We start from the raw sequence: 14765 nt of genomic DNA on the forward strand, positions 1-14765 counted from the left end.
GACAGTGCGAAGGTTCTTCTGCTCATGGCGTTGGTCTGCCTGCTGGTGCTGGCAGCCATAGTGTCAATCACACAGGGCGCGGTGCAGATGCCGCTGCGGCAGGTCGTCGGCGCAATCATCGACTTCGACGGCTCGCGCGACCATCTCGTGATCATGACGGTCCGCATGCCGCGCGTGCTGGCCGGACTGCTGGCAGGAGCGGCCCTGGGGGTTGCGGGCGCGATCATGCAGGCGCTCACCGGCAACCCTCTCGCCTCTCCGGATCTGCTCGGCATCAATGCAGGTGCGGCCTTCGCCGTTGTCGTGGCACTTACTTTCATGCACGCAACTTCCGGGGCAGCCTATGTCTGGTACGCTTTCAGCGGCGCGGCGGCAGCAGCGGTTCTGGTTCACGCGTTCGGGTCCGCAGGCATATCAGGAGCAGTTCCTCTCAAGCTGATGCTCGCCGGAGTGGCGCTGACCGCGTTCCTGACATCGCTCACAACCGCAATCCTGATCTGGAATCAAGGCACGCTCGACACCGTTCGGCTGTGGACAGCCGGTTCGCTTTCCGGCCGCAGCATGCCCCAGGTGGCGGCAATTGCACCCTATATCCTGTCGGGACTTGCCGCTGCGCTCATCATGCGGCGGCAGTTCATGACTCTCAGCCTCGGAAGGGAAACCGCGCGCTCCATCGGCCAAAGCCCGCTGCTCTGGCACGGCATCGCCATCGTCATCGTGACGCTGCTCGCCGGCGGGGCCGTGGCGCTGGCAGGGCCAATCGGTTTTGTCGGCCTCGTCGTGCCGCATATCGTGCGCTTTGGCATCGGCGTCGACTATCGCTGGATCATTCCTTTCAGCGCATTAGGCGGCGCATTGTTGCTCGTACTGGCCGATACGGCTGGTCGGACGTTGCTCGCCCAGCAGAGCTTTCCCGTCGGCGTCACCATGGCGCTGATCGGCGGACCGTTCTTCATCTGGCTTGCCCGTCGCAGCGCTGGAGGACGATCATGATCGCCATCCTCACGAGCCTTATCCTCACGATTGTCGCCTTGTTGATGGCAAGCCTGTCCATCGGTGATGTGCCGCTGTCGTGGCGCGATATCACGGCTGCTCTGTTGCACACCGGATATGCCCCCCAGACGGAAACCATCGTGCTTGATCTGCGCCTGCCACGCGCGCTGCTGGCATTGCTCGTTGGCATGGGCCTTGGCGCCGCCGGGGCTCTTGTGCAAACGGTGATGCGCAATCCATTGGCAGAGCCCGGTATTCTCGGCATCAACGCGGGTGCGGCACTGTTCGTCACCGTGCTGATCGTGGCGTTTCCCGCCGTTTCCATCGCTTTCCTGCCCTGGGCCGGCTTTGCGGGCGCGAGCGCCACGGCTGCGCTTGTCTATGCACTGTCGTGGCGTCAAGGAACCTCATCGCTGCGTGTCATTCTCATCGGCATCGGTGTGGGCTCCGTTGTCGGCGCGGGCACGACTGTTCTCATGGCCTTCGGCGACATCCGCTATGTGCAGCGGGCCATGATCTGGTTGGCCGGGAGCGTGCATGACGGCGATTGGCACCGTGTGCGCACCCTGTTGCTCTGGATTGCGCCGCCGCTGGCATTGGCCTGCATGTTCTGGCGCGAACTCGATCTCATCCGTCTGGGCGATCAGACAGCGCGCGCGCTGGGCCAACGGGTGGAGCACGCACGCGGCATGGCGATCGTTCTGTGCACGCTCATAGCCGGCGCTGTGGTCGCATTTGCGGGATTGATCGGTTTCGTCGGCCTTGTCGCGCCGCACATCGCGCGATTCATCGCTGGCCCCGGTCATTCCCGCTTGCTTCCGGTCGCCGCCCTCACCGGCGGTGTTCTGGTGATGGCAGCCGACCTGCTGGGCCGTACGATCGTCGCGCCGGCGCAACTCCCAGCCGGGCTTGTAGCGGCGCTGATCGGCGCTCCCTTCTTCGGCTGGCTTCTATGGAGGCGCCGCCATGTCCCGGCCTGACGCCGAACGCCCGCCAGACCTCACGGCCTCGAACCTGACAATTGCCTATGGCAACGAGATCATCGTCGATGATCTGGCGCTGTCTATTCCAGGCCAGGCGTTCACGGCGCTTATCGGCCCGAACGGCAGCGGTAAATCCACCATCCTGCGCGCGCTCGCGGGGCTTCTCAATGTCGGAAACGGGGCGGTCATGCTCGATGGGCAGTCTATCGCCCGTCTGGGCGTCAAGGATCTTGCCCGGCGCATCGGCATGCTCGCTCAAGGGCCTGTTCCACCCGAGGGCCTTACCGTGCTTGATCTCGTGAAACAGGGTCGCTATCCGCATCGGTCACTGTTCGGCCGCTGGCGCCGCGAGGATGACGACGCATGCGAAGAGGCCTTGCACCTGACCAACATGGAAGAACTACGCAACCGCGCGCTGGAAAGCCTCTCCGGCGGGCAGCGCCAGCGGGCATGGATCGCGATGGCACTGGCGCAGGAAACACCAATTCTGTTGCTGGACGAGCCCACGACATTTCTCGATCTGGCGCATCAGATCGAGGTCATGGAACTGATCGCCGATCTTGTCGACCGGCGCGGCAAAACGATTGTAGCTGTTCTGCACGATCTCAATCAGGCTGCCCGCTACGCCGATTATATGGTGATGTTGAAAGCCGGATCTATCCTCGCCAAGGGCGACCCGAACGAGGTGATGACAGCATCAATGATCGAACGCGTCTTCGGAGTGGTAGGCAATATCGTTCCCGACCCTGTTACAGGCACGCCACTATGCATTCCCCTCGCACCACGGCGGGATAGAGCGCGCAACCGGACGGGTAATATGTTGCGTAGTGACAACAGTGGCGGACATTTAACATGACATCGCTCCCGTCGCATACTCAGCCGCTATCGACGCCAAGCCCACTGCAACAGAAAATTCCGATGAAAAACAAATGATAAAGCAGATGTGCAGGCCGGACTTCAGTTTTAGTCAGCACGGAGCATCCACACATCTGGATCTATTATAAACTGTTGCGATTGAACGACTTATTTCGCTTTGATAGCTTCATTGCATCTGCCGTGCATGCTTCAAACTGTACAGGCAGCGACCGTCGATGTCCGATAGAGCGTCGCGGGTGGTTCTGGATATATCCCGGCAATGCCAACACTGATCGCCTCTTCTCCCGGCTTGACTGACGTCGACAGCAACGAGCTGCTGAATCGCGCGATCGAAGCTCATTATGAAGAGATCGTCGCGGCTGTCGGGCGGCGCGGCCACTCGCGGGGCGCATCGCTTGATATTGTTCACGATCTCTACGTCAAGCTTGCCGCAAAGCCCGATGTGCTGCGCGAAAAGCGCTCGGTGCGAGCATTTCTCTGTCGGGCTGCCATCAATCTTGGCATAGACCGCTTCCGCCGGGAAAGCTTTGAGGCGCGGCTTTTCTCCGGTACCGAGCATGAAGCCCATGCGGTCGTTGCCGAGGGACATGCGCCGGATCACGCGCTGGCGACGGAGGCACGGATCGCTATCCTGCGCGATGCAATCCGCGCGCTGCCACAGCGCCGCCGTGCGGCCTTCATCCTGCATAGGTTCCACCACCTCTCTCCCGACGAGATTGCCGTGAAGCTGGGAATAACCCGCAACATGGTGGACCGCCATCTGCGCCGCGCCCTCGCGCACTGCCTCGACTGCCTGATGCAAATCGACAACTAAACGCGACTTCGGATGACTTCAGCGTTCGGAAGAGAGCGTAAAGGCGATGTCACCAGCATGTTCAGGTAGCCGCAGAAGTGCGATCCGCCGCATGGAATACGTGCCGCAGATCGCACCAGTCTGGCCGTCAGACGCAGGATGTGTGGTCACTCCTCGGCGGCAAATGTCTCCAGAGCCGCGTTGAGAGCGTTGATCGCCGCAGGAAACCCGCCATAGAGCGCCATTTGCCAGATGACCTCGGCAATCTCCTGCCGGCTCAACCCGGCTTTACGGCCAGCTCTGATATTGATTTGTAATTGCGGGCGCGTTTGTCCGCCTTGTGCTGTCAGTGCGGCAATCGTTGCCAGATAGCGGTCGCGAAGCGCAAGGCCGGGACGGGCATATTGCCGACCCTAAGCAAAATCCACGACGCTCTCGGCCATGCCGGGCAGAAGATGCCCGTAGCGGCTTTCAAGCGTCTCCTCCACACCCGGATTGAGGTTTTCCGCCAACGCACGGCCGACATCTGTTGTGTCGCACCTCAAAGCCGAAGCCCTCCAAGCGTGAAACCGCCATCGACCGTGATTTCCTGCCCGGTTACAAAGGCTGCGTCGTCGGACATAAGCCATGCCACGGTGCCGGCAATATCGTCAGGCGCTCCGTTTCTTCGCAGCGGCGTATGTTCGGCAAGTTTTGCCAGTAGTGCAGGATCAGAAATATCTTCGGCCATCGGCGTCAGGATGATGCCGGGATTGATGGCATTGACCCGGACACCGCGAGGCCCCTGCTCCACGGCAAGGGTGCGCATCAGCGCAAGGAGCGCGCCTTTCGTGCTGGCATAAGCACCGACCCAGGGCATCACACCACCCGCAGTCCACGACGCATTGATGAGGATCGCGCCGTTTTTGATCGCGGGCAGGCAATGCTTGATCGTCAGGAACGTACCTTTGAGGTTGATGTCGATCAGGGCATCGAAATCATCGGTTTCGGTTTCTGCCAATGGCTTGATGTTTCCCAATATGCCGGCATTGGCGAAAAGGCCATCGATGCTTCCAAACCGGGTCAGCGCCTGCGCGACTGCTGCCGACACCTCTTCATTGCGAGATATGTCGCAGGTAATGGCCAAGGCTTTGCCCCCGGCGCTTTCTATCTCCGCCGTCAGTTCTTCCAAAGGCGCGGGCCGTCTGCCGATGAGCACGAGTTGTGCTCCCTCCTGCGCCAGGCGCAGAGAGGCGGCGCGCCCCATTCCTGTGCCTGCTCCTGTGACGAGAATGGTTTTTCCGCTGAAACGCGATTGCGACACGTCTTGCTCCTTAGGCTGATGGCGTCACAAGCGTTGTAATCCATCGCATTTTTCATGATAATTTGCGGATGATTGTGATGACTTGAAAGAAAAACTATCGAATGGACATCTTCCGCGCCATGCAGGCTTTCGTTGCGGCGGTACAGACTGGCTCCATGACCGCCGCCGCCGCGCAACTCGGCGTGTCGCCGGCCATGGTCGGCCAGCATGTCGCCGCGCTCGAAGAACGGTTAGGCACGCGCCTTCTCAACCGCACAACCCGCCGCCAGCACCTGACAGATTTCGGCGCAAGCTATTTCGAGCAGTGCCGGGATATTCTCGATCGGGTCGCGCTTGCAGAACGAGAAGCCGAAACATTGCACGCAGCGCCGCGCGGCAACCTGCGGATCACCACACCCACGACATTCGGGGCTGAAGCGCTGATGCCGGCATTGAAACGCTACCGCGAGGCAGCCCCTGACGTGACGCTGGATGTGGTTCTGACGGACCGGAATGTCGATCTCGTGGAAGAAGGCTTCGACGTTGCCTTTCGCATCGGCACGCTTCCGGACAGCCGGCTGATTGCGCGCCCGCTCATGCCATACAGGATGATGATCTGCGCATCGCCAGACTACCTGAGCCGTCGTGGCACGCCTGAACATCCAGAGCAGTTGAGCACGCATGAGACAGTCGGATTCACTCGGGCATCGAGATCGCGCTGGCGGCTTTCGAGAGGCGATGAAACCGTGGAGATTACCCCTTCGTGTTCCGTCACCGTGAACAGCGGTCAGGCGCTTCGGACGGCAGCGCGCGCGGGTCTGGGGATCATCATGCAGCCTGCCATTCTGCTTAGCTCTGATGTCGAGGCCGGTCATCTCATACAGTTATTGCCTGATTGGCATATGGGGCAACGTCCGATGTCACTGCTGTATTATCGCGATCAGCGCATGACGCCACGTCTGCGCAGCTTCATATCTTTTGCCACGGAGGAATTTGGGGCGAATACATAAAATCGCAAATGCTTGTTGGCGAGCAGCGGAAATCCTGTCGCGCCGACGATGTGGCCGCTTAGCCGCAATGCCCTATCTTGTGATAACGCTGCTCGACTGGTTTTGACGGTTTCCAACATCAAACCTGCCGGGAACTGGTATAGATGTCCCAAATCCGCTAGCAGGTTCGTCTATTAAGTGAGACTTGAGTATTTTGGGAATTCCGATGCCGGACAAGTCAGCGATCCGCGCCCGGCGCAAGCGCCATGAAGAAGCCGCAGGGTGGATTTTACGCAACCGTGAGGCCGAGCGATCCGCTGCGGACGAGGCAGCCTTTCAGTCGTGGCTGAATAGCGACCCAGAAAACGTTCGTGCCTATCGCGCGGCGGAACTCCTGATGGGTGAAGCCGGGGCGGCCATCGCATCTGATCCCACGTTGCGGGATATGGCCGTCAAACCGCGCACTGTGGCCAAGCCCGCCGTTGCTATCTTGCTGGCAGCAGCCGTAACCGGAGCAATGTTCATCGCCGCCGATGGGCCAATGCGCCTGCGGGCCGATGCCATATCCGGAACCGGGGAAATGCCCGTTCTCACGCTCGCGGACGGTTCGACAGTTCAGCTCAACGCATCCTCGGCCATCGCCTATGATTACAGCGGCAATAATCGGGTCGTGCGGCTTCTGCGCGGCCAAGCCTACTTCGAAGTTGCTCACGATCCGACACGCCCCTTCAGCGTCGACGCCGGCGACACCCGCATCACCGCGCTAGGCACCGCGTTCGATGTCCGTCTCGGCCAGACGGAAACAGACGTGACGGTTACGGAAAATGCTGTGCTGGTGACCTTCAAACACACGGAAAAGCCGCCTGTTCGTGTCGCAGAGGGAGAGCGACTGGCTTACGATCCCGCAACCGGCGTCAGCCAGGTGAACCCCGACGACGATCTGGCGGCAGTTGCATGGCAGCGCGGGCAACTTGTTGTCGACAACGCACCGCTGTCAAAAATAGTCGAGGAAATCAACCGTCACTTTTCCGGACATATCGTAATCGCAGGCAAGGACGTGTCGCAAAGGCGCGTCAGCGGCACGCTCGCCGTTTCCGATACAAATGCCGCACTGGTCTACCTGGAACAAGCGCTCCAAATCAAAGCGCAAAGGATCGGCCCGCTCATCATCATCCGCTGAAGGCTATGCATGACTCGGATGTAAAGGTGCCTCACCCCCTCTTCCATGAAGTGTCCAACTAGTGGTTGCTAAGTTCCCGCGGTGAACAGACGCTTTGCTGTTGAATGTCGCTGAGAACTGACCGGGGTTTGTCATCGAGAACTGACCCACCCTTCGGTTATGTTCTGCGGGTCATGTCTGGGTCAATGCATTTGAGGCTCCCTTCTTTGGTTTGGCGGCCGCGGTGCTGGCCCTGAATCTGAAGCTGTCGTTTCCGGTTTCCAGAATGTGGCAGCGATGGGTGAGGCGGTCGAGCAGCGCAGTAGTCATTTTGGCATCGCCGAAGACCGTGGCCCATTCGGCGAAGCTGAGATTGGTGGTGATGACAACGCTTGTGCGCTCGTAGAGCCTGCTCAGCAGATGGAAGAGCAGCGCCCCGCCCGAGGCGCTGAAGGGCAGATATCCAAGCTCATCCAGGATCATCAGATCAAGGCGTGTCAGGTTCTCAGCGATCTGCCCGGCCTTGCCGCGCATCTTTTCCTGCTCAAGGGCATTGACCAGTTCGACGGTCGAGAAGAAGCGCACCTTTTTGCGATGGTGTTCGATGGCCTGGATGCCGAAGGCGGTCGCGACATGCGATTTCCCCGTGCCGGGGCCTCGGATCAATACGACATTCTGGGCGCCATCAAGGAAGTCACACCGGTGGAGTTGCCGCACCAGGGGCTCGTTTACATCACTGGCAGCGAAGTCGAAGCCCAACAGATCTTTATAGGCGGGGAAGCGGGCGATCTTCAGGTGATAGGCGATTGAGCGGACCTCACGTTCAGCCATTTCGGCTTTCAGAAGCTGCGAGAGCATTGGCACTGCAGCCTCAAAAGCAGGTGCGCCTTGCTCCACAAGGTCGGCAACGGCTTGCGCCATCCCGTGCAATTTCAGGCTCTTGAGCATGATGACAATGGCAGCTCTGGCAGGATCATGACGCATGTCGCGCACCATTCAATTGGAGGCGCAGGCCGTCATACCGTGCGACATTGGCTTTTGGTTCTTCCCGAAGCGCCAGAGCCCGCGGCGGATCCAGATCAGGCGTTGCAATGGGTCCGTCATCCACCAGGCGATGCAAAAGATTAAGCACATGGGTTTTGGTCGGCACGCCGGCCTCAAGCGCCATTTCGACGGCGGCCAGGACATCATGCTCGTCATGCTGCAGCACAAGCGCCAGGATCTCAGCCATTTCCCGGTCTCCGCCGCGCTGCTTGAGCAGATGCTGCTGAAGTAGCCGGAAGGCTTCTGGCATCTCGGCAAACGGGGCGCCGTTGCGCAAGGCGCCAGGCTTGCGTTGGATCACCGTGAGATAGTGCCGCCAATCGTAAACCGTGCGAGACAGCGCGTGATGGGCGCGCTCAATGACCCGATTATGCTCGCACAGGATCTGCCCCTCAGCCGCGATGACAATTTTCTCTGGGTAGACCCGCAGGCTGACCGGATGGTTCGCAAACGAGGCGGCAACGCTGTAGCGGGCACGTTCAAACGTTACCAGACAGGTCGGGGAGACGCGCTTGCCATGTTCGATGAACCCATCAAATGCGGGGGGAAGGGCCATCAGCGCCTCCCTCTCCGCTTCCCAGATATCGGCGATCGTGCCCGGCAAGGTGCCGTGCGGCGTCTCATGCCAAAGACGAACAGAATTCTCCTCCAACCAGGTGTTCAAGCTTGCCAGATCCGCAAAGGCCGGCATTGTCTGCCAGAGCTGGTTCCGGCCATCCTGAACGTTCTTCTCTACTTGCCTCTTTTCCCAGCCCGCAGCCCGGTTGCAGAAGTCGGGATCAAAGACATAATGGCTGGCCATCGCCATAAAGTGCAGGTTGACCTACCGGTCCTTGCCGACCAGCACCTTGTCGACAGCTGTCTTCATGTTGTCATAGATGCCGCGGCCGGGCACACCGCCGAAGACGCGGAACCCGTGCCAGTGGGCGTCGAATAGCATCTCATGCGTCTGCAGCAGATAAGCCCGCAGCAGGAAAGCACGACTGTGTGCGAGCTTGATGTGGGCAACCTGCAGTTTCGTGCGAACCCCGCCGATCAGAGCACAGTTCTCACTCCAGTCGAACTGGAAAGCCTCCCCCGGCGCAAAGGCCAGGGGCACGAAGACGCCGCGACCAATGGACTGCTCATCGCGCAACCGATCCGCGCGCCAGGAGCGGGCGAAGGCCGCAACCCGCTCATACGAGCCGCCATATCCCAGTGCAGAAAGGTCCTTGTAGAGCAGCTTCACCGTCTTACGTTGCTTGCGCGGCTTACGTGCTTCTCGCAGCAACCAGCCCGAAAGCTTCTCCGCAAACGGATCCAGCTTGCTCCGGCGCTCAGGGATACGGAACTTCGGCGTGACGTCGCCGGAGCGCAGATACTTCCGGATCGTGTTCCGCGACAGCCCGGTTCGGCGCGCAATCTCGCGAATGGAAAGTTTGTCACGCAACGCCCATCGCCGGATGACACTCAAAAAAGCCATGTCGATCACTCCATTGCCCCCTGCCTGATGCAGTCGGGGCGAGCCAATCACATGGGTCAATTCTCAATGAAAATTTCCGCAATACCCGGGTCAGTTCTCAGCGACATTCAACAGCGGATAAGATAGCTCATCAGGAGCCCCCCTTGCCGTCAAAACCTGAACAGCAAGGAATTACTCAATATCGGCAATAAGTTGATTAAGTCCCAATCCTAGACCGGGGATGTGTTCATATTGAGCCACATCCCCGAGCTAACTTCCAGATATTGCGGTCACGCAGCTCGCAGGGCGTCAGTCACATCACCCGCCCTGCTGGTGAGACGGTCGAGCGGAATAATGCGCGGCGCATCCACACCGGACAGCGACGCGAGATCAATGCTGATAAAGTTGAGGCCACTGTAATCGCGAACATAAAACTGCTTGCGATCAAGGTCGCTCATGATGGTCCAGCATGTATATTCTGTTTGATAAGGCGCGTTATTGTCCCCAAGCCCCTGAACCTCAATACCGCAGGCATCTTCCCCGGGGAGGTCGATGGTCACGCCACGCGGACGATCGAAATTGTTCATGATATGCGACAACGTGCACACCGCAGTATCGGGACTGGCGGCCTTTTCGGCAAACTGCGTGTAATAGACAGCGCGGACAAAACGCCCGACCGAGGTGTTCGAGGATGGCAGCCCTGCCGTCGCGATGCCCGAATCCGGCTGGCTTACCTGCAAGGAGCCAAACGTCGCGCTTGAACGATCGACATTGTTGAGGAAGGTATAATTGCCGAGATTAGTCAGATGCCAGTCGAATACCGGGCCATTGGTCATTACCCCAACCGGATTGTCGAACAGATGCATGACGCCCTTGTGGAACTCGATCACAAGCCCCGCGCCTGACGGATCATGCACGACGTAGTGAAATGGTGACACAGTACCGCCCAGCACCTTCAGCGGCTCTAGCAGCACCGGCTGTTTCTCGATGGCGGTCCGGACCTCGGCGACCGTGGTGAAGCTACCAAGAATCCATGCCCCCAGATCGGATGCCGCAAGAGCGGCGCGGGTCATCTGCGAGGACTGAGCGCCAGCGGCGGACGGGTACGCCAACAGGCTGAAGGTCAGTCCCACATCGTTCAGACCCTCTATAACCTTCAGATCTTCAGGCTTTATCTGGTCCGCCGCCGTCGGCATCCGGTCCGGCATGGTGATGGCGATGACGTCGTGCAGACGCTGGTAGGCAACCTCCGGATGGCCCTCAACGCGGGATGAGCACTGTGCGCCTTTCGGGAGCAGAGCAAGCTGGTATGGCAAAGCCACGGTTAGTTCCATTGTCCGCCCGAAATAAGCCTTGCCAGCGGCATCCTTGTAGACAAGTGACGTACACATACCTGTATCTCTCCCGATCGGATAAAATTCCAGGGCAACGCCACGGCGGCGCTCCCATATGCGAAGTTGCATAGCTATGAATATATGTTTTTCGGTAAATTTCTAATGACTATGACATGATTGTGCGTTGAAATTGCGATTCGCATAAATTTTATGTCAAGATTTTAATTATTAATATTGTAGATATACTTATTTTGCAAAGACGATGGTTCATACAATGATATTGACCTCATTTATTCATAATCAGAATAAATATTAGGGTGCATTTTTTAAAAAATTTATCATATTGGTTGGGCTATATAATTTTATAGATGCCAGAAAGCGCTGTTTATCGCGATTAACTTATTATTTTCGCTGTTTCTGTTCGTGCTATGAACCGATCGTCCATCGATGAAAGTCACGTTATGCGGGACGTGTTGCCTTATGGCGCTTTGCACTCTTACGAATAATTTTTTCATATGAACCTGCATCGGTTCCATTCCGGTCTTCTGCGAGCGATGCTCTGCAACAAGGAGACTGGATATGGCAGTGATACACAGCGCTGGTTGCGTGCCGGCTGCTTCGAGGCGCTTGCCGAGGATCTGCGCATGCTTTTGCGTCTCGCCGCCGGTCAGCCGGAGCAGCCGACGGCCGCACCCTGCGCTCGACGTCGGAAAGCGGGGCCAGGGCCGGTTATAACGGCGCGAAGTGCAAGAAGGGCTCGAAGCTGCATCTGGCGTTCGGCACGCTCAGCCATATGCTTGCCATGCACGTCACGCCTGCTGATGTCGGAGACAGGGCCGAGGCGATCCAGGCGGCCACCGATCAGGGCTATACGGGTGAGAAACCTGAAAAGGCGGCCGTCGGACACGGTATTCGGCTTGAGGTCGCCATGCTGCCGGAGGCCAGGCTCGGCTTTGTCCTGCTGCCCAGACGATGGGTTATCGAACGATCCTTCGCCTGGACAACGTGGTTCCGACGTCTCGTCAGGGACTACGAACGATGCGCCAAAACCCTCGCCGATCTTCATCTCGTAGCATTCGCATATATCATGCTCAAAAACGTCGCTGTACTCGCCGCTGGTTCATAACAACCTCTAGGCTTCGATGTTATTCAGTTCAGAGGGGAATGGCTTTCCAGCCCGGTCATTACGTCAGCACGGAAGACGCGCACGACCGCCACAGCTAACCAAGGCCCCCCACAACTGACAAAAGCTCCCGCGAGCGCCCTACTCCGGCGGCGCTGGCCAATCGAGGTCCGCCAGCTCGGACGTATCGTAAGCGATGAGGCGGCTGTACAACTCATCGCGCATCTCGTTCAGGAACGAGCGCGACAACGCGCGCACCAAGCGCCCGGATGCCTCACTCAACCCGGACACGCCGGATGTTATCTTCCCGTGGTTGAGAACCGCCTGGAAGTTGTAACAGTAAAGCAGCTTCAGCCCCGGACATGTGCCAGGCTTCTTCTCCTGAAAAGCCAATCCTTCATCAAGATAAGGGGTGCTTAGAAGCGACCTGTCAAAAGCACCGTCACGCTGGCTAGGCAGGATGTCATCCCACGTCAGAATTTTATCCGCTATCGCGTCAAACTCCGGCCGCAAGGAGAGATCGACCTCAAAACCCGTCGCCAGCACCAGCCTGTCGAGGTGATGGACGCATTTGGGTGTCTGCACGGCCAAATGGCCCTCGCTCTCATGGGCAGATAAAATCGGGCTGCCAGTGTGGAGGAAGACGTTTTCATGCCTAAGCACACGTTCCACGCTATGCCGTGGCGGTGGAATCTGCTCGGCCATGCCGTAGCGTAAGATCTTCCACTTCCACTCATCGGGCAGACCAGAGAAGCCCAGCTTCAAGCCTTCATGGGAGATTGCCGTAAACTTGTCGACGTGAGGCATTTCCTTGCGTCGCACGAAGATATGCACGCGTCGCGCACCCTTTTCCAGCGCCTCAGCCGCGTTATCCATCGCGGATGCACCTGCGCCGACAATGCCGACATCAAGGCCGCGAAACGTTGCAAAATCACGCTCATGCGCCGCATGAAGCCAAAAACGACGGTCTATGTTGCGGATGAATTCTGGTATGGCCGGCCCGCCCAATCCGCCAAGACCGGTGGCGAGAACGACACGTCGCGCGCTCACATTTTTGGTGCCGTCCCCGGAGCGGAACGTCAGGCGGACACTCTGATCGTCGGATGGATCGAGGCCGGTCAGCTCAATGCCGTTCAGCACCGGCAGACGCAGAATACGGCGATACCATATCAGATAATCCATCCACATCGCACGCGGGATGAAGCTCAGCTCGTCCCACGCACGCGCGCCGAAACAGGCGGTGAACCAAGCCCGGAATGTCAGTGACGGAACTCCGAGGGCCGGGCCGGCAGCCTCTTTGGCGGTGCGCAGCGTTTCCATCCGCGCGAAAGTCACCCACGGCCCTTCAAGACCTGCTGGCGACTTGTCGAACACGGCGATCCTGTCGATACCGGCGAAGATGAGCGCCGCCGCAACCGTCAATCCCGCCATGCCGCCGCCGATGATGGCGACGTCCAGCAGCTCGTCGCCGCTGTCATCACGGCGCGGTGTCACCCATGATGCAGCCGGCAACTGGAGAAACAGAAGATCTTCGGCAACACGCTCTTCAAGTTTTGCCAGCGCGTGCCGATCCGCTTTGTCCGCGGTCAGGAAACTATCAGCCATAGTGGCGTCATCCGAATGAGAGAACCGAAGCAGCGATATAGCGTTCAGGCCCCGCCGCATCGTTGAAGTAATAGACCGTCACCACGCAGCCATCGTCACCGACAACGAGGCGCGGATAGCCCAGATCCGGCAGATGGCCATCGTCCCGCAAAACGATCTCGTCGCCCCAGGTCGCGCCATTATCCAAACTCGTTCGCGCTCGTATGCCGTAAGGCGGATCACGAAAACCGTAAACGATGATCAGGCGCCCGTCCGGCAGCAGACCAAGAGCAGGCGGGTTGCCCATGAATCCGGTGTTGTCAACGGCCCGACTCACCACATGCCAGCTTTCGCCCTGATCGTCCGAACGGTAGATGTCAATCCATGAACTGTTCGGCGCGGTTTTGTCCGGTCCGGAGCAGCGAATCGCCGCCAGAATTGCCCCGTCCGGCAGCTTCAGGGACGATGGCATGATCGAAAAACCGGCAGGCTCCTCGCCGACGAACGATGTGAACCGAAACGATGCTCCGCCGTCCTGTGTCCGGGCGCAGAACACACGGCCCTCGCGCCCGTTCTGCTTGGCTGTGGTGAGCAGAAACAACGCATCGTGGTCGCCCAGTGGCACGACATCCGTTCGCGCGGCAATGCCACCCGCGATAGGAATCGCGATGGGATGAGGCCCGGTCCACGACAGCCCCCTATCCCGGCTGACGTAGAACCAACTGATGGCATCGGTATGCAGCCCCGTGCGGGCGCAGAGGATGATGGTTTCCGGATCGAGGAAATTGATCGGCTCCACCGGCGTCTCGAAATCTTTCCCCGGATCGATGGCGTGACCGGCTTGCAGCAGGGCGACGACATGCTCATCACCGGACAGGATGGCGCTGCCGGGCAGTTTTCCCGTAAACGGTTCAACGATCCAGGTTGCGCCGCCATCCCGGCTGCGCGCCTGCCGCGGCGTGAACGGGCGCTCCCTGTCTCGCGCGTGAAGCTGTTCAGCAGCACCAAGATGGCCCTGCAGGAATATGACAAGGATCTCGTCACCCCACGCCCACAAGCCATAGTTTGCCGGCCAGCCGGCGAACGCGTCCTGCTCGCGGAACACGATGTGATGCTTCACACCCGCCGGTGAATGAACGGTTCTGTCCATCGTCACTAACAACC

12 protein-coding genes and 3 pseudogenes are annotated in these 14765 nt (G+C 59.1%); 7 read left to right on the forward strand and 8 right to left on the reverse strand.

Annotation, left to right across the window (positions count from 1 at the left end):
- Window positions 1–24: 24 nt before the first annotated feature.
- The 4 genes from FHS81_RS11515 to FHS81_RS11530 all read left to right on the forward strand — a co-directional run bounded on the left by FHS81_RS11515 (window position 25) and on the right by FHS81_RS11530 (window position 3666).
- The gene (locus FHS81_RS11515) at window positions 25–993 is read left to right on the forward strand and encodes a FecCD family ABC transporter permease (protein ID WP_246374977.1); all 969 of its coding nucleotides are present in this window, start codon (window positions 25–27) and stop codon (window positions 991–993) included.
- A complete protein-coding gene (locus FHS81_RS11520; protein WP_183753120.1) occupies window positions 990–1973 on the forward strand; it encodes a FecCD family ABC transporter permease in 984 nt (327 codons plus the stop codon). Before FHS81_RS11515 ends, FHS81_RS11520 begins: the two co-directional genes overlap by 4 nt.
- A complete protein-coding gene (locus FHS81_RS11525; protein ID WP_183753122.1) occupies window positions 1960–2832 on the forward strand; it encodes an ABC transporter ATP-binding protein in 873 nt (290 codons plus the stop codon). The genes FHS81_RS11520 and FHS81_RS11525 overlap by 14 nt, the downstream gene beginning before the upstream one ends.
- A gap of 279 nt (window positions 2833–3111) precedes the next feature.
- Window positions 3112–3666: an RNA polymerase sigma factor gene (locus FHS81_RS11530; RefSeq protein ID WP_183753124.1), complete on the forward strand. Its 555-nt coding sequence runs from the start codon at window positions 3112–3114 to the stop codon at window positions 3664–3666.
- Between the two features lie 146 nt (window positions 3667–3812).
- On the opposite strand, the pseudogene FHS81_RS18705 reads toward FHS81_RS11530, so the two are convergent.
- The 3 genes and pseudogenes from FHS81_RS18705 to FHS81_RS11540 all read right to left on the reverse strand — a co-directional run.
- Window positions 3813–4034 (reverse strand): annotated as a pseudogene (locus tag FHS81_RS18705) (carboxymuconolactone decarboxylase family protein); the annotation flags it as partial.
- Between the two features lie 24 nt (window positions 4035–4058).
- Window positions 4059–4190, reverse strand: coding sequence for a hypothetical protein (locus FHS81_RS19275; RefSeq protein WP_343052479.1), 132 nt, complete (start codon window positions 4188–4190; stop codon window positions 4059–4061).
- Complete coding sequence (locus FHS81_RS11540) at window positions 4187–4948, reverse strand: glucose 1-dehydrogenase (RefSeq protein WP_183753126.1); 762 nt, start codon at window positions 4946–4948, stop codon at window positions 4187–4189. Before FHS81_RS11540 ends, FHS81_RS19275 begins: the two co-directional genes overlap by 4 nt.
- Before the next feature lie 101 nt (window positions 4949–5049).
- Here FHS81_RS11540 and FHS81_RS11545 point away from each other — a divergent pair, with 101 nt between their 5' ends.
- Together FHS81_RS11545 and FHS81_RS11550 are read left to right on the forward strand one after the other, a co-directional pair.
- A complete protein-coding gene (locus FHS81_RS11545) occupies window positions 5050–5937 on the forward strand; it encodes a LysR family transcriptional regulator (RefSeq protein ID WP_183753128.1) in 888 nt (295 codons plus the stop codon).
- Between the two features lie 205 nt (window positions 5938–6142).
- Entirely contained in the window at window positions 6143–7096 is a 954-nt protein-coding gene (locus FHS81_RS11550) for a FecR family protein (protein WP_183753130.1), read from the forward strand.
- A 171-nt stretch (window positions 7097–7267) separates the two neighbouring features.
- On the opposite strand, the gene istB is transcribed toward FHS81_RS11550, so the two are convergent.
- The 3 genes and pseudogenes from istB to FHS81_RS11565 form a co-directional block, all read right to left on the reverse strand.
- Window positions 7268–8059 (reverse strand): IS21-like element helper ATPase IstB, encoded by a 792-nt coding sequence (istB, locus tag FHS81_RS11555; protein WP_183753278.1) that lies wholly within the window; start codon window positions 8057–8059, stop codon window positions 7268–7270.
- A pseudogene (gene istA / locus FHS81_RS11560) lies at window positions 8049–9581 on the reverse strand (IS21 family transposase). The gene istB and the pseudogene istA overlap by 11 nt, the downstream one beginning before the upstream one ends.
- Before the next feature lie 269 nt (window positions 9582–9850).
- On the reverse strand, window positions 9851–10951 hold the full coding sequence (locus FHS81_RS11565) for a linear amide C-N hydrolase (protein WP_183753133.1): 1101 nt from the start codon (window positions 10949–10951) through the stop codon (window positions 9851–9853).
- Window positions 10952–11484: 533 nt separating this feature from the next.
- Between FHS81_RS11565 and FHS81_RS11570 the strand changes: the two are divergent.
- Window positions 11485–12020 (forward strand): annotated as a pseudogene (locus FHS81_RS11570) (transposase); the annotation flags it as partial.
- A gap of 138 nt (window positions 12021–12158) precedes the next feature.
- On the opposite strand, the gene FHS81_RS11575 reads toward FHS81_RS11570, so the two are convergent.
- Complete coding sequence (locus FHS81_RS11575) at window positions 12159–13622, reverse strand: FAD/NAD(P)-binding protein (protein WP_183753135.1); 1464 nt, start codon at window positions 13620–13622, stop codon at window positions 12159–12161.
- A gap of 7 nt (window positions 13623–13629) precedes the next feature.
- On the reverse strand, window positions 13630–14721 hold the full coding sequence (locus tag FHS81_RS11580; RefSeq protein ID WP_343052480.1) for a sialidase family protein: 1092 nt from the start codon (window positions 14719–14721) through the stop codon (window positions 13630–13632).
- Between the last annotated feature and the right edge of the window lie 44 nt (window positions 14722–14765).

The organism is Pseudochelatococcus contaminans, from assembly GCF_014195635.1.
In the GTDB taxonomy this organism is placed as follows: Bacteria; Pseudomonadota; Alphaproteobacteria; order Rhizobiales; family Beijerinckiaceae; genus Pseudochelatococcus; species Pseudochelatococcus contaminans.

Bases quoted from the DNA above. Each gene is read 5' to 3' on its own strand.
- FHS81_RS11520 (WP_183753120.1), top strand. From the start codon at position 990: ATGATCGCCATCCTCACGAGCCTTATCCTCACGATTGTCGCCTTGTTG.
- FHS81_RS11575 (WP_183753135.1), bottom strand. From the start codon at position 13,622: ATGGCTGATAGTTTCCTGACCGCGGACAAAGCGGATCGGCACGCGCTG.
- istB (WP_183753278.1), bottom strand. From the start codon at position 8,059: ATGCGTCATGATCCTGCCAGAGCTGCCATTGTCATCATGCTCAAGAGC.
- FHS81_RS11530 (WP_183753124.1), top strand. From the start codon at position 3,112: ATGCCAACACTGATCGCCTCTTCTCCCGGCTTGACTGACGTCGACAGC.
- FHS81_RS11545 (WP_183753128.1), top strand. From the start codon at position 5,050: ATGGACATCTTCCGCGCCATGCAGGCTTTCGTTGCGGCGGTACAGACT.
- FHS81_RS11550 (WP_183753130.1), top strand. From the start codon at position 6,143: ATGCCGGACAAGTCAGCGATCCGCGCCCGGCGCAAGCGCCATGAAGAA.
- FHS81_RS11515 (WP_246374977.1), top strand. From the start codon at position 25: ATGGCGTTGGTCTGCCTGCTGGTGCTGGCAGCCATAGTGTCAATCACA.
- FHS81_RS11565 (WP_183753133.1), bottom strand. From the start codon at position 10,951: ATGTGTACGTCACTTGTCTACAAGGATGCCGCTGGCAAGGCTTATTTC.
- FHS81_RS11525 (WP_183753122.1), top strand. From the start codon at position 1,960: ATGTCCCGGCCTGACGCCGAACGCCCGCCAGACCTCACGGCCTCGAAC.